We start from the raw sequence: 17,860 nt of genomic DNA, 5'->3' as shown, positions 1-17,860 counted from the left end.
GTCAAGCGATGGGAAAGATCGCTCCATCAAGGTCAAATGTTGTCAAAGTAGGAGAGGGTGTCGCTCCGAGATCCGATACGCCGTGCTTCTGCGCTTGCTTGACAGGGCGTCATGCACCCCTCTTTGATCGGGCCCGTCGCGCCGGCGTCGGGCCGCGCCAAGGGGGAGGGGCGTCATGACCAGCAGCGCTCAGGAGGCGGCCGAGTCTCGGACGGAGTCGGGGGAGCCCGAGGCGGACACGTTTGGGGCGCGCCGCCGGCGCGCCGTCCGCGCCGGAGTGCTCGCGGCGGCACTCGCACTCGCCCTGTGTGCCGGGTTCGTCCTCTACGGCGTCCTGAGCGACGAGGACCCGAAGCCGCGCCCGAAGGTGCCGACCGCCGCGGTCACATACGAAGTGACGGGCGAGGGGCGCGCCGACATCAGCTACCAGGGAGCGAGCGAGAACGGCACGGCCACGACCGTGTCCCGCGCCGAACTGCCCTGGCGCAAGACGGTTCGGGTGCCGCTCGGTCGCACCCCGGTGGTCGGCATCACGCTGGGCGACGGCGGGGGCCGGGCGACCTGCGCGGTCGCGATCCGCGGACGCCACGTCCAGAGCGCCACGGCCACGGGCGCGTTCGGCCGGGCCAGCTGTTCCGGCACGCTGCCGTCGCCGCAGCCCGGCGTGGGCTGAGCAGACGCGGACGCCGGCAACGCGAAGGGCGGGCCGGGATCCCTCCCTACCGTGCCCTTGCCGCATACCTCATCCGCGCCTCGCGGTCGGCTCTCGGACGGCGGGTCAGGCTCCGCAATGCGGAAGGCCGCCGTGCAGGGCGACGATGTCCGCGAACGCCGCCTGCACATCGAGGGGTTCGGCGGACTGCGCGCCGTGCTCCTCGGCGTAGGCGCGGATCAGGTTGCCCACCAGCCGCTCGCTGTCCAGGAGTTGGGCGTACGGCCCGGAGTCCGCGGTACGCGCCAGGTCCAGCGGACTGAGACCTTCGGCGATGCCCGCGCGGGCCAACTCGTGGACCCAGCGCAGGTAGTCGGCGTTCTCATCAAGCAGTTCGGGGCCGCCCAGCGGTCCGTGACCGGGGACCACGTGCAGGGGGTCGAGCGCGCGCAGCCGGTCCAGCACGCGCAGCGAACCGCTCAGCGAGCCCATGAGCACGAAGGGCGTCGCGCCGGAGAAGACGAGGTCTCCGGTGAACAGCACCCGCTGGTCGGGCAGCCACACCACGGTGTCGCCCGCGGTGTGTCCCAGGCCGAGGTGCAAGAGTTCCACCCGCAGGCCGAGGCCCGGAAGCGACATCCGGTCGCGGTAGGTCACCTCGGGCAGGGCCGGCTCTATGCGGCCCCAACGCACCTGTGGCCACAGGCTCTGAAGCGCCAGGCCGTACTCGGCCATCTCGGCCGCCGCCCGCTCGTGGGCGACGACGGTGGCGCTCTCGGCGAAGAGATAGTTGCCGAAGGTGTGGTCGCCGTGGCTGTGGGTGTTGACCAGGGTGCCGACCGGACGCGCGCTGAGGGTGTGGACAGTCTCCCTGAGCGTGAGGGCCCGCGCCTCTGTGGCCGCGGTGTCGACGAGGAGGGTGCCTTCGCCGCCGGTCACGATGCCCGCGTTGTTCAGGCACCAGCCGCCGTCGGGCTGGACATAGGCGTACACGCCTTCCGCCAGCTGTTCGAGCTGGTAGGTGATGAGGGTGTGCGGGGTGGCTTCCATCTCATGCTCCCGGGGCAAAGCGGTCGGGGACGGGGCGTCAGGTTCAACCCGCCACAGAAGCCGGTCTCGCCACAGAATGGGTCAAGTCGACGACGGGCGTCGCGCCGCGTGAATGTCGGCAAAAATTCTCCCTTTCTTTACGAACACCGAATCCAGCCGACGGAACACCCACTTCCGATTTTTACCTCACCTTAACCGCTATGCCACCGAATTCACTGCGGAGTAAATCGGTCCGAAAAGTCTTGACGCACCGCCCGGTAGCACTTGTACGATCGAGCCGACACGTATTTCTAAATGATACGACCTGCTGCAACACGGCCGGGAAGATTCATTCTGCGATACCGTGCAATATTCAACGGGGGTCGGATGAACATAGGGATTCTGGGTCCGTTGGTCGTCCGGTCGAGCGGCCGTGAGGCCGCGCCCACCGCGCCCAAGCCACGACAGCTGCTGGCCCTGCTGGCGGCCCGCGTGGACCAAGCGGTCTCCGTCGACATGCTGATCGACGAATTGTGGGAGAGCCGCCCCCCGTCGAGCGCGGTGACCACCGTGCAGACCTACATCGTGCAGTTGCGCAGGGCTCTCGCGGGCGCCCTGCGGATCAGCCCCGCCGAAGTCGCCGGGGACATCCTTCCGTTCACGGGCTGGGGGTACCGCCTGGCGTCCGCCGGAGGAACGCATGACGCTCAGACGTTCCTGCGCTGTGCGGAAATGGGGCGCGAGGCGCTGGCCGCCGGTTCGCACGACCAGGCGTCGGTGATATTGCGCCGGGCGCTGCGCATGTGGCGCGGCCCCGCACTGGCGGGCGTACGGCTCGGACCTCACTTGTTCGCGCACCGCACCAATTTGGAGGAATACCGCCTGGCAGCCGTCGAGCAACGGGTCGAAGTAGATCTGCGGCTCGGGCATCACCATGAATTGATCAGCGAGCTGTCCGCGCTCGTACTCCAGAATCCGCTGCACGAGAACCTGCATTCGCTCTTCATGATGTCGCTGTACCGGGCAGGGCGCCCCGGTCAGGCGCTCGATGCTTTTCACAAGCTCCGGAGGTGCCTGAGTGAAGAGCTGGGAATTGAACCATCGCCGCGCATACGCAATCTGCAGCAGGCCATCCTCGCGGCCGACCCGATACTGGAGGCGGAAACGCGGTCGAGGCTGTTCCGGCTGGAACTGGATCTGCCGTCGGGACCCGGGCCCCGGCTTCTCCCGAGTCGTCCGGTGAGCGGGTGATGCCGTGAGCCTGGAGGGCTCCCACGAGGGGCCGATGAGCCCGGCAGGCGCGCGCCGTCAGTCCAGCCCGCGCCTGCCGGGGGTCCAGAACGGCTTGACCAGGACGGACCGACGCGGCCAGCCGCGCTCCTTGACGAGGTGATCCCGCACGGCCTGACAGGTGCGGGCCTCCCCGGCCAGATACGCGACTCCGGGTTCGCCGGGCAGGTCGAGTGCCCGTGCGGCCGCGACCAGCGAAGCGGACGCGGCCGCGGTGGCGGCGCCTCGAAAGCTCCACGTCAGTTCCGAAGCCCGCGGCAGCGGCAGCCGGTCCTGCGGCCCGGCAACCTCGACGGTCCCGTGGACGCGCGCATCGTCCGGCAGCCCGCGCAGCATCGCGCCGAAGGCCACCGAGGCGGTCTCCTCACCGGCGAAGAGGTGGTACGCGGCGGATTCGACGACGCAGAAGTTCCCCTCGGGTTTACGGAAGGACACCTCGTCCCCCACCCTCAGCGAGCGGGCCCAGCGGGAGCCGGGACCGTCCCCGTGGTCCAGGGGACACAGCTCCAGCCCCTCCCCGTCGTACGACCAGACCGAGTACGTGCGCAGCACATCGCGCAGCATCCCGGCCCATACCGGCGCCCCCAGATCCTTGACATGCACGCGCACCTGCTGGCCGGGGGTCCAGCTCAGCCCCCGTACCCCAGGCCCGCTGACCCGGATCCTGCGAACGCGGGGCGTCACCTGTTCGACTTCCTCGACCCGTCCGCGGACGAAGAACAGACCCAGCAGCGGGTCGAAGAGGAGGTCGGCCGGACGGCGCCGGCCGGAGGTCGCTTCGGTGGGCATCTGCGCACTCCTGGCTGCTCACGAACGGACTGCTCACAACTGACCGTTCACAATGGGCTGTTCATGAACAGACCGCTCACAACTGGCCGTTCACAACTGGCTGTTGACAACTGGCTGCTCACGAACTGGTGAGAAGGGCTTCCTGCAAGGTGCGCAGGCGGGGCGAGGGGTCGATCCCCAGTTCTTCGCGGAGGTTCTTCCGCAGCAACTCGAAGGCGTCCAGGGCCTGTCGGGGGCGCCCCGCCCGGTACAGCGAGATGATGAACAGGGAATGCAGGTTCTCGTACAGGGGATACTGTGCCGCCAGCCCGGAGAGCTCGTCGATCAGTTCGTGGTGACGGCCGAGGCGCAGATCCGCCTCCACCCGCTGTTCGATGGCGCCCAGCCGGATCTCCTCCAGACTGGTCCGGTGTGCCAGCAGGTGCGGCCCGATGCGGACGTCCGCCAGTGCCGGACCGCGCCACAGCCGCAGCGCGCGACGCAGCAACACGGACGCCCGGTGGTGATCGCCGCCCAGCAGCGCGCGTCGGCCCAGCTCGGCGTGGCGCGTGAACGCACTGGCGTCCACCCGGTCGGGGTCGGCGATCAGGCGGTACCCCCAGCCGACGAAGGGGAGTACGTCGCGGGTCACTTCGGCGGTGTCGGTCCGCGGGGTGCCCGCGAGTGACCGGCGCAACTGCACGATGTAGGTCTGTACGGCGGTCAGGGCGCTCCTGGGCGGATCGCTCTCCCACAGTTCGTCCACCAGGAGATCCACGGGCACCACCTTGCCCACGCGCGCCGCCAGCAGGGCCAGCAGCTGCCGTGGCTTCGGTGCGGTGGGTACTGCCTGTCCGCCGACTGGTCGCACGGTCAGGGGGCCGAGAATTCCTATGTCCACGTCGCTCGCCTTCGCGCAGGGATGAACCACGGGCTACGGGCCGGCCATCACCGCGGCGACGTCGAATCCGAGATCCCGCAGAACGGCCTGGGCGCCGGCCCTCGCTCCACCCGTGACCCCGGATCCGGGGTGCGTGGACGGTCCGACGAGGTAGAAGCCCTCGCCGGGCAGCCGGTACCCCATGTTGGGCAGGGGCCGGTATCCCATGAACTGGAAGAGCTGCGACCCGAAGTGGCCCGGGTCGCCGTTCGGCCACGAGGCGTTGAAGCGTTCGCCGTCCGTCGGGCTGTCGACGACCCTGCCGAGCACCTTCTCCCGGCTCATGTTCGTGGTGAGGCCGCAGAAGGTGTCGAAGACTCGGTCGAAGAGCTCTTCCTTGCGCTCGTCCCAGCTCCCCCGGTCCAGTTCGAGCGGCGCGTAGCTCAGCAGATAGAGGGTGTGCTGTCCGGCGGGCGCGCGGGTGGGGTCCCAGGCGCTGGCCACCGCGATGCTCGGGATGTTGCTGATCGGAACGCCGTACTTCAGGCCGTCGAAGGTCCGCATCAGCTCGGGCAGGGGTACGGCGATCTCCTGGAAGCCCGCGCTCCCCACCTCGGGCCCCGCCTTGAAGACGGGTGCCTCGCTCAGCGCCAGGTGCCCGGTCAGCAGGGCGAATCCGACGGACTTGATCCGCCGCACCTTGCGTTCCCAGTCGGCTCCGAAGCGGTGGTCGACCATGCCGGGCAGCTGTTTGATGTTCAGGTCGGCCACCACGGCGCGCCGGGCTTCGACGTGCTCTCCCGAGGCCAGGACGACACCGGTGGCCCGGTCACCGGTGAAGGTGAACCGCTCGACCGGGGCACTGGTCCTGATGATTCCGCCCTGCTCCTCGAATGCCCTGACCAACGCCCGGGTCAGCGATCCGGAGCCGCCGACGGCGTAGCCGAGTCCGTAGCGGTGGATGACCGGAACCATCATCAGCAGGAAGGCTCCGGTGCCGCCCTCTTCAGGGGCAGCGAGGATCTCCGACACCCAACGGGCCAGTGCAGCCCGGACCTTGGGGCTCTCGAACCACTCGTTGACGACGTCGAGGTAGCTCATCATCAGCATGCGGAGCAGTTCCTGGCCGACCTCGGACTGGTCGAGCTGTCCGAAGAACGCACCCAGCGGCGGCGGGGGTTCGAAGAGGCCCGCCATCAGCATGTCCAGCAGTCCGTCGGCGAATTCGTGGAAGCGCAGATAGTTCTCCGCGTCCCTCGGCGAGATCCTGGCGATGGTCTCCGCCGTCTTGGTCACGTCCCGGTAGAAGGCGATGTAGTCGCCGTCGGGGAAGGTGACGGCGATGCTCGGGTCCGGAAAGACATACTCAAGGCCGTGGCGGGCCAGCAGGCCCAGTTCGTCGTCGCGGATCAGGGGGTTTCCCTGGATGAAGATGTGCGCGATGGCGTGCAGGTCGTGGTGGAAGCCCGGCACGGTCACCTCGCGGGTGATGACGCCGCCGCCGACGTAGTCCTTCGCCTCCAACACCACCACGTCCAGGCCCGCCTTGGCGAGGTAGGCGGCCGCGGTCAGCCCGTTGTGGCCCCCGCCGACGACCACCACGTCGTGCACGTCATGCCGCGTCATGGTGTGCTCCTTCGAGGTCGGTGTCCCGGGCCGGGCCGCCGGGACCACCCCCGTCGCGCCGGAAGCCGCCGTCGATGTCCCACACCGATCCGGTCACATAGCCGCTGACGTCGCTGTCCAGCAGGGTCAGCACGGGGTGGGCGATCTCATCGGCCGTGGCGATCCGCTTGATCAGGTTGGTGCCGATCACAGCCTGTTCGAGGCCGGGGATGTGCGCGGCCCCGGCGCGCAGGCCCGGGGTGTCGGTGATGCCCGCGCAGACGGCGTTGACCCGGATGCCGCGCGGCGCCAGCTCGATGGCCCAGGTGGGCACGAGGTAGTGCAGGGCCGCCTTCGTGGCGCCGTACACACCCATTCCGGCGGTGGGGTGCCTGCCGATGGACGACGAGATGACGACGGCCGACGCGCCGGGGCGGCCGGCCAGCGCGGGCCCTGCGGCCTTCATCAGCGCGATCGTGCCGCGGAGGTTGACGCTGATCACCTGGTCGACCTCGGCCATGTTCTGCTCGGTGAGGGGCCCGGGTATCAGGATGCCTGCGTTGCAGACGACCAGGTCCAGGCCCCCGTGGAGGGTGAGGGTGTGCGCGACGGCGTGTTCCGCCGTCGCCGCGTCCGCCAGGTCGCCGGCGATCCAGGACGCCGACGGGCCGAGGCGGTCGGCCGATGCCTTCAGTGGCCCTTCCCGGCGGGCCGTGATGACGACGCGGGCACCCGCCGCCACGAGCGCCTCTGCGATGGACCATCCGATGCCTTCGCTCGCACCCGTGATGAGTGCGACCTTTCCCGCGATTGCCATGAGCCGGCCCTTCCCGTTCGATTGCGGCTTGCTGCTACGGCTGCGGTGTGTGTTGCTACGGCTGCGCTGCGACGGATGCGGGGGTGTTCCGGCGACGCCGGGCGGCCGCGGTGAGCAGCCTTCCGTCGCGTACGTTGAGGCTGAGCAGGGTGATGTTCACCGCGCCGCCGAGGAACTCGACGGCCTGGATCACCGAGAACTCCGTACCGAAGTGGCGGTCGGAGGCCAGCACTTGGAGTGTGACGGCGCACGGAACGAGGACCAGGAGCCCGATCGCCGCGGCCGCCGCGATCCGGCGCTGCTTGCGCCGGATCAACGGGGCGCGGCGCCGGTTCGCTCCCAGGGAACGCCCGGTGCCGCCCGTGATCGCCATGCACGGCACCAGCGCAAACAGGGCGAAGGCGATCGCTGTTTTGACGACCTGTACGGCGTGGTCGTCGCCGAAGATCTCGACCGCGGCCGATGCCGTGAAGAACAGACTGATCAGTGTCAGCGCGAGAACCCCGGCAACGGCGTGCACTCGGGTTTTCATGGACTTCTCCCCGCCTCGGGTTCAAGATCGCTCGATCGGCGTCCCGGGTTCAAGAGCGCCCGATCGACTCCAGGTTTTCGATGAGGCGCGTGATCGTGCCGAGCAGCGCGGCGACCTCCGGCACATCCAGACCGCGGGTCGCCAGATCGTTGACCTCGCCGGCGGCCGCGACCAGAGGTTCCTGGAGCTCGCGGGCGCGATCACTCAGCAGGACCTTCGCCTGGCGTCTGTCGTGCGGATCGGGAACGCGGTGGACCAGCCCGTCGCGCTCCATCCGCTGCAGGGTGTAGGCCATGGTCGGCTGTTCGATCTGTACGCGCTCGCACAGCTCTCGCTGGGTGAGCCCGTCCTGCTCGTACAGCGCGAGCAGTTGGGCGAACTGGCCCGGCACGACCCCGTGTTCCTCGATGCGCAGCCGCAGGGCGCGTTCCAGAAGCCGCGCGAGATGGTTGACCTGGTACCCCAGTGACTCCTCCCGGGGCAGCCGGCTCGTGGGCCGACTGGAGAGGCTCTCGGGCTTCATGGTCACGGTCCACCTCCGGCGCGCCATTGACTGCTTCGATTAATCCATAGCTTGCTATGTATGTCAAACGCGCGCGGGGAGGAGCGCGTCCCGTCGCCGACGCCGACGCGCTGCCGCCCCGCAGGGCCCTGACCTCAGGGCCGCGCCTGCGCGCCGAGCCGGTCGGCCATCCAGTCGCTGAAGCGGGGGATGAAGTCGCCGAAGTAGTTGGTGGCGACATGGCGTTCGCCGGGGTAGCGGATCATTTCGGTCTTCTCCGCGGCCCAGTCCAGCATCCGCTCGCAGGAGTCGATGGGGATGATGGTGTCGAGTTCGCCGTGGATGGCCAGCAGCGGGATGCGCAGCGGCGGGATCTCCCGCAGGTTCAGCTTCGTCCGGGCGAGCTCGGCCATGGCGTCGTCGTCGGTCTGGTCGAAGACGAACCGAAAGTCCTTCTTCACCATCACGTTGACGTCGGAGTAGTTGTCGAGGTCGAAGCCTCCGGAGAGGTTGACGCACGCCCGGAAGCCGGGGACCGTCGCGGCGGCGCGGGCGGCGAGGTAGCCGCCGAAGCTCACCCCGAAGATCCCGATACGGTCCTCGTCCACTTCGGGACGCCGTACGACCTCCTCCATCACCGTGGCAACCACCCGCTCGAAGTCGACCGCCATCGGTGTCCTGCCGATGTGCACACCCTGGCCCGGGCCGTCGAAGACGACGGCGGCCATGCCGCGGGCCATGAACTCCCGGGCGAAGGCGTACAGTTCGACCTCCTTCGCCGAGTCGAGGCCGTTGATCAGCAGCACGGTCGGCCACGGGCCCTCGCCCGGCGGCCGCATGAGGTAGCCGGGGACGACCAGCCCGTCGGAGGTGACATTGAACGCGGTGACGACCTCGTTCAGGTGCGGGATGCCGCGCTCGAAGACCTCGGTGACCCGGTCTCGGCTGTCGATCTTGGCCTGCGCGTCGTCGAAGTAGAAGAACTCCGCGTAGTGGTGGCAGGCGGCGGCCTTGCGGTTGGCGGTGCGGAACGTCTCCAGGTGGCCCGCTGCGAGCGCCTCGGCGGCGCGCTCCTCGTAGTGCACGCCGAGCGCGGACCACCGCCGGTGCCAGTCGGCCCAGTCCTCGTGCGTGCTCTCTTTGCGCAGGTCCTTGAGCACCATGGTGATGTCGCCCCAGTCGAGGCTCGCCAGGCCCAGGCGGCTGAAGAACAGCTCGCAGTTCTCGAACGTCTCGGCCGAGATGCCGTTCCCGGCATTGCGCGGACCCCAGGCGTCGCGCAGGCCCTCGTCCGCGGCGAGGTCGCGGTCGGTCTCCAGCCACTCCTTGAGCACGGCCAGTACGTTCTCCGTCGTACGGAACAGGGTGTCGCCGAGGTCGGCCGTGTCCGCTCCCTCTTCCTGCTCCCCGTCCTGCCGCGGTACGAAGATGTGCTCGATGACCAGACGAGCGCCGCCGTCGGCCGGTTCGACGGTCCAGCTGCCCTCCATCTCGGCGATGGCCGGCGGCAGCGTCACCATCCGGAAGTCGATGCGGAACTCGTCGGGCCGGTACCAGCGGTGCGAGCGGACGGCGTTCACGCCCAGCTCGTTCGCGACCGTCATATCCATGACCACCTCGTGGGCGCCGACCTCGGTGCGGCGGACCTCACGGGTGGTCGGGAAGATGCTCGGCCAGCGCTCGACGTCGGTGCAGGTGCGCCAGACCCGGTCGGCCGGAGCCTCGATGACCACGGTGTTGACGACGGAGTTCCTCTCCCCCGCCGTGGAGGCCTGCGCCTCCGCCGCCGTCGAGCTCTTCTTCCGGGAGGTCGTGGGGCTTTTCTTCTCGGATGCCGTGTGCGTGCTCAAGGAGTCCTCGCATCGCGTCGATGGTGCCGGTCTCGTGGCTGGCCGGACGCTCTCAAGTCCCGCTCAAGGACGGCTCGAAGGCCGGTCAAGGACACCTCGCCGCAGGTTGGATGCCCACGTGGGTCCGGTTCGCGAACTCCTTGTGCGGACCTTGAGTCGTCCTTGAGCCACGGTGGCCAGGTTCTGACGCAGCCAAAGGGGACTCATCCACGAAAGGCAACCCATATGTCAGCGACGGACCCCGCTGTGGACGCCCGCCGCGCCCCGGAGCCGGGGCGAGCGCCCACGGCCCCCCGCCGAGTGGTCATCACCGGCATAGGCGTCGTGGCGCCCGGCGGTACGGGCACCAAAGCGTTCTGGGACCTCATCACCTCAGGTCGCACCGCGACCGGGCGCATCTCCTTCTTCGACCCCGCCCCGTTCCGCTCCCAGGTCGCGGCGGAGTGCACGTTCGACCCCGCCCAGCAGGGACTGACACCCCGTGAGATCCGCCGGATGGACCGGGCGACCCAGTTCGCGGTCGTCGGGGCCCGGGAGGCGGTTCACGACAGCGGCCTGGACTTCGGCGACCCGGATCCCGCACGGATCGGGGTGACCATCGGCAGCGCGGTCGGCGCCACCATGGGGCTGGAGGAGGAGTACGTCGTCCTCAGCGACAGCGGCCGCAAGTGGCTGGTCGACAACTCCTACGGAGTGCCGCATCTGTACGGGCACTTCGTACCCAGCAGCATCGCCGCCGAGGTCGCCTGGGCGGTGGGCGCCGAGGGGCCGGCCGCGGTCGTCTCGGCCGGCTGCACCTCGGGCCTCGACTCGGTCGGCTACGCCCGCGAGCTGATCGCCGAGGGCAGCGCCGACCTCATGGTCGCCGGTGCGACCGACGCCCCGATCTCACCGATCGCGGTGGCCTGTTTCGACGCCATCAAGGCGACCACCCCCCGCAATGACGACGCCGAGCACGCCTCTCGCCCGTTCGACAAGAGCCGTAACGGCTTCGTGCTGGGCGAGGGCGCGGCCGTCTTCGTCCTGGAGGAGTACGAGCACGCCCGGCGGCGCGGCGCCCACGTCTACGCCGAGCTGGCCGGCTTCGCCTCCCGCTGCAACGCCTTCCACATGACCGGACTGCGTCCGGACGGGCGGGAGATGGCGGAGGCGATCACCACCGCGCTGGCCGAGGCGCGGATGAACGCCGAGGCCGTGTCGTACATCAACGCACACGGCTCCGGCACCAAGCAGAACGACCGCCACGAGACCGCTGCCTTCAAACTCAGCCTCCGGGAGCACGCGTACGACGTCCCGGTCAGCTCCATCAAGTCGATGATCGGGCACTCGCTCGGGGCGATCGGCTCGATCGAGATCGCCGCCTGCGCGCTGGCCATCGAGCACGGCGTGGTGCCGCCCACCGCGAATCTCCACACCCCCGATCCGGAGTGCGACCTGGACTACGTACCTCTGACGGCCCGTGAGCAGGACGTGGACACGGTGCTCACGGTGGGCAGCGGTTTCGGCGGCTTTCAGAGCGCCATGGTGCTGACCCGGCCCGGCGGGAGGACGGCCATATGACCGCGGACGTGGTGGTCACCGGGATCGGCGTGGTCGCGCCGAACGGCCTGGGCACCGAGGAGTTCTGGACCGCGACACTGAAGGGCGTCAGCGGCATCGACCGGATCAGCCGCTACGACCCCAGCGGCTATCCTTCGCCGCTGGCCGGGGAGGTCCTGACCTTCGACGCGGCCGACCATCTCTCCAGCCGTCTGCTTCCGCAGACCGACCGAATGACACAGATGGCGCTGGCCGCCTCGGACTGGGCGCTCGCCGACGCCGAGGTGGACCCGGCGGCAGTACCGGAGTTCGGCATGGGCGTGGTGACCGCCAGTGCCTCGGGAGGCTTCGAGTTCGCCCAGAACGAGCTGCAGAAGCTGTGGAGCAACGGCCCCGAATACGTCAGCGCCTACCAGTCCTTCGCCTGGTTCTACGCGGTCAACACCGGCCAGATCTCCATCCGGCACGGCATGCGAGGCCCGAGCGGCGTCCTGGTGACGGAGGGGGCGGGTGGCCTCGACGCGCTCGGCCACGGACGGCGGCACGTGCGCAAGGGGACCGGCCTCGTCGTGTCCGGCGGGGTGGACGCCTCCCTCTCCCCATGGGGCCTGGTCTCACAGATCACCAGCGGACGGCTCAGCCGGTCCGCCGATCCCGAGCGGGCCTACGCACCCTTCGACGTCTCCGCGGACGGTCACGTACCCGGCGAGGGCGGCGCCATCCTCGTACTGGAGAGCGCAGCCGGAGCTCTGGAGCGCGGTGCGCGGATCTACGGCACGATCGCCGGCTACGGCGCCTCCTGCGACCCCGCGCCCGGCTCCGACCGGGAGCCGGGACTGCGCCGGGCCGTCGAGCTGGCCCTGGCGGACGCCGCGGTCGCGCCGCCGGAGATCGACGTGGTGTTCGCGGACGCGGCCGGAGTGCGCGATCTCGACCGGACGGAGGCGCAGACCCTCGCCGCCGTGTTCGGCCCGCACACCGTGCCGGTCACCGCGCCCAAGACGATGACCGGCCGACTGTACTCCGGCGCGGCCTGCCTCGACGTGGCGGCGGCACTGCTGGCCATGCGGGACGGGATCGTCCCGCCGACCCTGCGCGTGCCGGACCAGGCGGCGGACTGCCCGATCGCCCTGGTCCGCGACACCGCGCGCGAGATGACCGTACGCACCGCGCTGGTGGTCGCCCGCGGCCACGGCGGATTCAACGCGGCCGTCGTGCTGCGCGCCGGGCCCGACAGCAACTGACCGCCCATCGACGGCAGTCCGCTCCGCCGTACGACACCCACCGGCCCGCCCGACGGCGGCACCCCGAAAGTGAGGACCTCACCCATGGCGACACACGAACTGACCCTGGCCGGCCTGACCCGCATCCTGCGCGAGAGCGCCGGTGAGGACGAGGGCGTCGACCTCGACGGCGACATCCTCGACCTCTCGTTCACCGAACTCGGCTACGACTCGCTGGCGTTGCTCGAAGCGGCCGGCCGCGTCGAGCGAGAGACGGGGATCAAGCTCTCCGACGACGTAGTCGGCGAGGCGGAGACTCCCCGGCTGTTCCTGGCCCTGGTCAACGAGCTGGTCACGGTCGGCACCTGAACCTCGGGCTTGCGGAATCCATCGGTCACAGGACATCCACCGGTAAAGGAGAGCACAGAGCATGGCGAATGACAGCGCCGACATCGTGATCGTCACCGGCGGCACCAGCGGAATCGGCCTCGCGGTCACTGAGACCCTGGCCCAGCGGGGCGCGAAGGTGTTCATCTGCGCGCGGCACGAGGAGGACCTGGCCGTCACCGTCAAGGATCTGCGCGAGCGCGGCCTCCAAGTGGACGGGCAGCGCTGCGACGTCCGGTCCCGCGACGACGTGCGCGCCTTCGTGGAGGCAGCCGTGCACCGCTATGGCACCGTCGACGCCCTGGTCAACAACGCCGGACGCAGCGGCGGCGGCATCACCGCCGACCTCGCCGACGAGACCTGGTACGACGTCATCGACACCAACCTCAACAGCGTCTTCCTGATGACCCGGGAGGTTCTCACCACCGGCGGGATGCGCGACAAGCCGCGCGGCCGCATCGTCAACATCGCCTCGACGGGCGGCAAGCAGGGCGTCGTCCTGGGAGCCCCGTACTCGGCGTCCAAGCATGGGGTCGTCGGCTTCACCAAGGCCCTGGGCCTGGAGCTGGCGAAGACGGGGATCACCGTCAACGCCGTGTGCCCGGGCTACGTCGAGACACCCATGGCGCAGCTGGTACGCACCAACTACGCGCGGATCTGGGCCAGCGACGAGCAGGAGGTCCTGGAGCGGTTCCAGACCAAGATCCCGCTCGGCCGCTACTCCACCCCGGAGGAGGTGGCCGGCCTGGTCGGCTATCTGATGTCGGACCTCGCCGCCTCCATCACCGCACAGGCGCTCAACGTGTGCGGCGGACTCGGCAACTACTGACGCCTCGGAAACCACGGACAAGGACCGGTGAACCCATGAGCGATGTGCAGCACGCCCTCACGGTGGCGGCCACACCCGAGACCGTCTACGAGCTGCTGGCCGACGCCTCCGCGTGGCCGGTGAACTTCCATCCCACCGTCCACGTCGAACCGCTCGAACAGGACGAGTCCCACGAACGCATACAGATCTGGGCGGTCGCCGGCGACCAGGTCAAGGCCTGGACCTCGCTCCGAGAACTGGACCCCGAAGCCCTGCGCATCACCTTCCGGCAGGAAGTCTCCCAGCCGCCGATCGCCGCGATGTCCGGCGCATGGGTGCTGCGGGGTCTGTCGGACGGCGGAACCGAGGTCACCCTTGAGCACAGCTACCGTGCGGTCGACGACGCCCCGGACGACCTCGCCTGGATCACCGAGGTCACGGACCGCAACAGCCGCACCGAGCTGGCGAATCTCAAGGCGCTGGCCGAGCAGGCGGCCGACCGGTCCGAACTGCGGCTGACCTTCGAGGACAGGGTCGTCGTCGACGGCGCGGCAGGCGATGTGTACGACTTCCTGTACCAGGCCCGGCGGTGGCCCGAGCGGCTGCCGCATGTCGCCCGCATGGACCTCAGGGAGGATGAACCGGGCGTCCAGATCATGGAGATGGACACCATCACCGCCGACGGTGCCATGCACACCACCAAGTCGGTGCGGGTCTGCTTCGCCGACGAACGGATCGTCTACAAGCAGACCGTCGTGCCCCCACTGATGACGGCCCACACGGGCGAGTGGCGGGTGACGACCGTGCGCGGCGGCGTCGCGGTGACCTCCCGGCACACCGTCGCGATCCGGCCCGAAGCCGTGCCGGGCGTCCTCGGCGAGGCCGCCACGGTGGCCGACGCCCGGGAGTTCGCCCGCACCGCGCTGAGCGGCAACAGCCGGATCACCTTGGAACACGCCAAGGCGTACGCCGAGGACATCAGCGCCGGTTCGCAGGTCTGAGCAGGTCCTCGTGGACGGCGGCGCCGTCCGAAAGGAACGCACCGCCCTGTCCTGGCCGTGCTGGGCGGGTTCCGCCGAGGGGCTGCGCGACACCGCCGTCACGCAGCCCTCGGTGTTCCTGACCAGCCTGGTCACGCTGCATGCCCTGCGCGCGGGCTGCGTCACCGCCGCGACGGATGGGCACCGTGATGGGCCTGGACGTGGCGGCCGCCGAGCGGATCTGCGCCGCCGTGGCGACGGACAGCACATCACGGGCCTGACCAACGCATCACGCGGATCACGCGGGCATCCCGCGGAGAAAGGGTGGACCACTGTGCACACGGCTGAGCAGACCGCTTCCGACACCTCCCAAGAGACCACCGGACCGGGCCGAAGGCTCCTCGCCGACCGCCCCGCGTCGCTGACGCTGCACGACCGCCTCACCGAACTGGACCAGATCAAGGAGTCGGCCCGGCAGGGCCCCGACCCGGCCGCCACCGAGCGGCAGCACGCCAGGGGCAAGCTGACGGCCCAAGAACGCGTCGAACTGCTCCTGGACGAGGGCTCGTTCACAGAAGTCGAGTCGCTGCGACGGCACCGGGCCACGGGCTTCGGCCTGGAACGGCGGCGGCCGCACTCGGACGGCGTGGTCACCGGCTGGGGCACCGTGCACGGGCGGACCGTCTTCGTGTACGCCCATGACTTCCGTATCTTCGGTGGCGCGCTGGGCGAGGCCCACGCCGAGAAGATCCACAAGCTGATGGACCTGGCGGAGGCCGCCGGAGCCCCGCTGGTCTCGCTGAACGACGGCGCCGGTGCCCGCATCCAGGAGGGCGTCTCGGCACTCGCCGGCTACGGGGGCATCTTCCGGCGCAACACCCGCGCCTCCGGTGTCATCCCCCAGATCAGCGTCATGCTCGGTCCCTGCGCGGGCGGGGCCGCGTACTCCCCCGCGCTGACGGACTTCGTCTTCATGGTCCGCGAGACCTCGCAGATGTTCATCACCGGCCCCGACGTGGTCCAGGCCGTCACCGGCGAGGAGATCTCCCAGAACGGGCTCGGCGGAGCCGACGTCCACGCGGCGACCTCGGGCGTCGCGCACTTCGCCTACGACGACGAGGAGTCCTGCCTGGAGGACATACGGTTCCTGCTGACGCTGCTGCCCTCCAACAACCGCGAACTCCCGCCCGCCGCACCGTGCGACGACCCCGCCGACCGGCGTACCGATGCTCTGCTGCAACTGGTCCCCCACGATCCCAACCGTGCCTACGACATGCGCGCGGTCGTCGAGGAGATCGTCGACGACGGCGAGGTGTTCGAGGTGCAGCAGGCCTGGGCGACGAACGTCGTCTGCGCACTGGCCCGGCTCGACGGCCACGTCGTGGGGATCGTGGCCAACCAGCCCGCGTCGTTCGCCGGTGTGCTGGACATCAGGGCATCCGAGAAGGCCGCTCGCTTCGTCCAGTTCTGCGACGCGTTCAACATTCCGCTGGTCACCCTCGTGGACGTCCCCGGCTTTCTGCCGGGCGTCGACCAGGAGCACGGCGGCATCATCCGGCACGGCGCCAAGCTGCTGTACGCCTACTGCAACGCCACCGTGCCGCGCGTCCAGCTCATCCTGCGCAAGGCGTACGGCGGCGCGTACATCGTCATGGACTCCCGGTCCATCGGCGCGGACCTCTCGCTGGCCTGGCCGACGAACGAGATCGCGGTGATGGGGGCGGAGGGCGCGGCCAACGTCGTCTTCCGCCGGGAGATCGCGGCCGCCGACGATCCCGAGGCGGTGCGGCAGCAGAAGATCAAGGAGTACAAGTCGGAGCTGATGCACCCCTACTACGCGGCCGAACGGGGGCTGGTCGACGACGTCATCGACCCGCGCGACACCCGGTCGGCGCTGATTCGCTCCCTGACGATGCTGCGCAGCAAACACGCCGACCTGCCGTCACGCAAGCACGGGAACCCCCCGATGTGACGTACGGCCGTCGCGGCACGCAGCGCCACTGAAGCCGCCCCGGGGCCCAATCGCCACGTCCCACGCCACCCTGCCGGATCCTGGACGTACCAACCCACACGATCACGAGGGGAACTGAGCCATCGTGCGCAAGGTGCTCATCGCCAACCGCGGCGAAATCGCTGTCCGCGTGGCCCGGGCGTGCCGGGATGCCGGGATCGCGAGCGTTGCCGTATATGCGGAACCGGACCGGGACGCGTCGCATGTCCGTGCGGCGGACGAAGCGTTCGCGTTGGGCGGTGACACCCCGGCCACCAGTTACCTGGACATCGCCAAGGTCCTGAACGCGGCGCGTGAGGCGGGGGCGGACGCCGTCCACCCGGGCTACGGCTTCCTCTCCGAAAACGCGGAGTTCGCGCAGGCGGTCCTGGACGCGGGCCTGATCTGGATCGGCCCGCCGCCGCAGGCGATCCGCGACCTGGGCGACAAGGTCGCAGCCAGGCATATCGCCCAGCGTGCCGGCGCCCCGCTGGTCGCCGGTACGCCTGACCCGGTGAACGGCGCCGACGAGGTAGTGGCCTTCGCCGAGGAGCACGGCCTGCCGATCGCCATCAAGGCCGCCTTCGGCGGCGGCGGACGCGGCCTGAAGGTCGCCCGCACCCTGGACGAGGTGCCCGAGCTGTACGAGTCCGCGGTCCGCGAGGCGGTGGCCGCGTTCGGGCGTGGCGAGTGCTTCGTCGAGCGCTACCTGGACCGCCCCCGGCACGTGGAGACCCAGTGCCTCGCCGACAAGCACGGCAACGTGGTCGTCGTATCGACGCGTGACTGCTCGCTGCAGCGCCGCCACCAGAAGCTGGTCGAGGAAGCCCCTGCGCCGTTCCTCTCCGACGCCCAGGTCGCCGAGCTGTACCGCGCCTCCAAGGCCATCCTCAAGGAAGCCGCCTACGAGGGCGCGGGTACCTGTGAGTTCCTGGTCGGCCAGGACGGCACGATCTCCTTCCTCGAGGTCAACACCCGCCTGCAGGTCGAACACCCGGTCACCGAGGA

The 17,860-nt window shown here is 69.7% G+C and carries 17 protein-coding genes; 9 read left to right on the top strand and 8 right to left on the bottom strand.

From position 1 onward, the window contains the following. The first annotated feature begins 175 nt into the window (after window positions 1-175). A complete protein-coding gene (locus tag IEY95_RS45835; protein WP_229703813.1) occupies window positions 176-673 on the top strand; it encodes a hypothetical protein in 498 nt (165 codons plus the stop codon). Window positions 674-778: 105 nt separating this feature from the next. Here IEY95_RS45835 and IEY95_RS45830 read toward each other — a convergent pair whose 3' ends face one another. Beyond that, window positions 779-1,702, bottom strand: a complete 924-nt coding sequence (locus IEY95_RS45830; RefSeq protein ID WP_189192261.1) for an MBL fold metallo-hydrolase — start codon at window positions 1,700-1,702, stop codon at window positions 779-781. 294 nt (window positions 1,703-1,996) lie between these two features. Here IEY95_RS45830 and IEY95_RS45825 point away from each other — a divergent pair, with 294 nt between their 5' ends. Next, window positions 1,997-2,932, top strand: a complete 936-nt coding sequence (locus IEY95_RS45825; RefSeq protein ID WP_308429424.1) for an AfsR/SARP family transcriptional regulator — start codon at window positions 1,997-1,999, stop codon at window positions 2,930-2,932. A 57-nt stretch (window positions 2,933-2,989) separates the two neighbouring features. Here IEY95_RS45825 and IEY95_RS45820 read toward each other — a convergent pair whose 3' ends face one another. The 7 genes from IEY95_RS45820 to IEY95_RS45790 form a co-directional block, all read right to left on the bottom strand. Beyond that, entirely contained in the window at window positions 2,990-3,760 is a 771-nt protein-coding gene (locus tag IEY95_RS45820) for a siderophore-interacting protein (RefSeq protein ID WP_189192259.1), read from the bottom strand. Between the two features lie 118 nt (window positions 3,761-3,878). Then, window positions 3,879-4,640 (bottom strand): AfsR/SARP family transcriptional regulator, encoded by a 762-nt coding sequence (locus IEY95_RS45815; RefSeq protein ID WP_189192258.1) that lies wholly within the window; start codon window positions 4,638-4,640, stop codon window positions 3,879-3,881. A gap of 33 nt (window positions 4,641-4,673) precedes the next feature. Then, window positions 4,674-6,245, bottom strand: a complete 1,572-nt coding sequence (locus IEY95_RS45810) for a phytoene desaturase family protein (protein WP_189192257.1) — start codon at window positions 6,243-6,245, stop codon at window positions 4,674-4,676. Beyond that, window positions 6,232-7,041 carry an SDR family NAD(P)-dependent oxidoreductase gene (locus IEY95_RS45805; protein ID WP_189192256.1) on the bottom strand — a complete coding sequence of 270 codons (810 nt, stop codon included), beginning with the start codon at window positions 7,039-7,041 and terminating at the stop codon, window positions 6,232-6,234. Before IEY95_RS45805 ends, IEY95_RS45810 begins: the two co-directional genes overlap by 14 nt. Before the next feature lie 55 nt (window positions 7,042-7,096). Continuing rightward, window positions 7,097-7,573: a hypothetical protein gene (locus IEY95_RS45800; protein WP_189192255.1), complete on the bottom strand. Its 477-nt coding sequence runs from the start codon at window positions 7,571-7,573 to the stop codon at window positions 7,097-7,099. Window positions 7,574-7,622: 49 nt separating this feature from the next. Continuing rightward, window positions 7,623-8,096 (bottom strand): MarR family winged helix-turn-helix transcriptional regulator, encoded by a 474-nt coding sequence (locus tag IEY95_RS45795; protein WP_189192254.1) that lies wholly within the window; start codon window positions 8,094-8,096, stop codon window positions 7,623-7,625. A gap of 134 nt (window positions 8,097-8,230) precedes the next feature. Continuing rightward, window positions 8,231-9,925, bottom strand: coding sequence for an alpha/beta hydrolase (locus tag IEY95_RS45790; RefSeq protein WP_189192253.1), 1,695 nt, complete (start codon window positions 9,923-9,925; stop codon window positions 8,231-8,233). Between the two features lie 225 nt (window positions 9,926-10,150). Here IEY95_RS45790 and IEY95_RS45785 point away from each other — a divergent pair, with 225 nt between their 5' ends. From IEY95_RS45785 to IEY95_RS45755, 7 genes are all read left to right on the top strand, one after another. Continuing rightward, window positions 10,151-11,485 (top strand): beta-ketoacyl-[acyl-carrier-protein] synthase family protein, encoded by a 1,335-nt coding sequence (locus tag IEY95_RS45785; RefSeq protein WP_189192252.1) that lies wholly within the window; start codon window positions 10,151-10,153, stop codon window positions 11,483-11,485. Next, window positions 11,482-12,708, top strand: a complete 1,227-nt coding sequence (locus IEY95_RS45780; protein WP_189192251.1) for a ketosynthase chain-length factor — start codon at window positions 11,482-11,484, stop codon at window positions 12,706-12,708. Before IEY95_RS45785 ends, IEY95_RS45780 begins: the two co-directional genes overlap by 4 nt. A gap of 84 nt (window positions 12,709-12,792) precedes the next feature. Then, the gene (locus IEY95_RS45775) at window positions 12,793-13,056 is read left to right on the top strand and encodes an acyl carrier protein (protein WP_189192250.1); all 264 of its coding nucleotides are present in this window, start codon (window positions 12,793-12,795) and stop codon (window positions 13,054-13,056) included. A 61-nt stretch (window positions 13,057-13,117) separates the two neighbouring features. After that, complete coding sequence (fabG, locus tag IEY95_RS45770; protein WP_189192249.1) at window positions 13,118-13,903, top strand: 3-oxoacyl-ACP reductase FabG; 786 nt, start codon at window positions 13,118-13,120, stop codon at window positions 13,901-13,903. 35 nt (window positions 13,904-13,938) lie between these two features. Then, window positions 13,939-14,883, top strand: coding sequence for an aromatase/cyclase (locus IEY95_RS45765; RefSeq protein WP_189192248.1), 945 nt, complete (start codon window positions 13,939-13,941; stop codon window positions 14,881-14,883). Window positions 14,884-15,283: 400 nt separating this feature from the next. After that, window positions 15,284-16,834 carry an acyl-CoA carboxylase subunit beta gene (locus tag IEY95_RS45760; protein ID WP_229703823.1) on the top strand — a complete coding sequence of 517 codons (1,551 nt, stop codon included), beginning with the start codon at window positions 15,284-15,286 and terminating at the stop codon, window positions 16,832-16,834. 124 nt (window positions 16,835-16,958) lie between these two features. Then, the coding region (locus IEY95_RS45755) for an ATP-binding protein (protein ID WP_189192247.1) at window positions 16,959-17,860 on the top strand (902 nt) is incomplete at its 3' end.

The organism is Streptomyces albiflavescens, assembly GCF_014645835.1.
GTDB lineage: Bacteria > Actinomycetota > Actinomycetes > Streptomycetales > Streptomycetaceae > Streptomyces > Streptomyces albiflavescens.
Note: the sequence above shows the minus strand (reverse complement) of the source record. Positions and strands in the feature narration are given on the sequence as shown.

Bases quoted from the DNA above. Each gene is read 5' to 3' on its own strand.
- IEY95_RS45835 (WP_229703813.1), top strand. From the start codon at position 176: ATGACCAGCAGCGCTCAGGAGGCGGCCGAGTCTCGGACGGAGTCGGGG.
- IEY95_RS45830 (WP_189192261.1), bottom strand. From the start codon at position 1,702: ATGGAAGCCACCCCGCACACCCTCATCACCTACCAGCTCGAACAGCTG.
- IEY95_RS45825 (WP_308429424.1), top strand. From the start codon at position 1,997: ATGATACGACCTGCTGCAACACGGCCGGGAAGATTCATTCTGCGATAC.
- IEY95_RS45820 (WP_189192259.1), bottom strand. From the start codon at position 3,760: ATGCCCACCGAAGCGACCTCCGGCCGGCGCCGTCCGGCCGACCTCCTC.
- IEY95_RS45810 (WP_189192257.1), bottom strand. From the start codon at position 6,245: ATGACGCGGCATGACGTGCACGACGTGGTGGTCGTCGGCGGGGGCCAC.
- IEY95_RS45805 (WP_189192256.1), bottom strand. From the start codon at position 7,041: ATGGCAATCGCGGGAAAGGTCGCACTCATCACGGGTGCGAGCGAAGGC.
- IEY95_RS45800 (WP_189192255.1), bottom strand. From the start codon at position 7,573: ATGAAAACCCGAGTGCACGCCGTTGCCGGGGTTCTCGCGCTGACACTG.
- IEY95_RS45795 (WP_189192254.1), bottom strand. From the start codon at position 8,096: ATGAAGCCCGAGAGCCTCTCCAGTCGGCCCACGAGCCGGCTGCCCCGG.
- IEY95_RS45785 (WP_189192252.1), top strand. From the start codon at position 10,151: ATGTCAGCGACGGACCCCGCTGTGGACGCCCGCCGCGCCCCGGAGCCG.
- IEY95_RS45780 (WP_189192251.1), top strand. From the start codon at position 11,482: ATGACCGCGGACGTGGTGGTCACCGGGATCGGCGTGGTCGCGCCGAAC.
- IEY95_RS45775 (WP_189192250.1), top strand. From the start codon at position 12,793: ATGGCGACACACGAACTGACCCTGGCCGGCCTGACCCGCATCCTGCGC.
- fabG (WP_189192249.1), top strand. From the start codon at position 13,118: ATGGCGAATGACAGCGCCGACATCGTGATCGTCACCGGCGGCACCAGC.
- IEY95_RS45765 (WP_189192248.1), top strand. From the start codon at position 13,939: ATGAGCGATGTGCAGCACGCCCTCACGGTGGCGGCCACACCCGAGACC.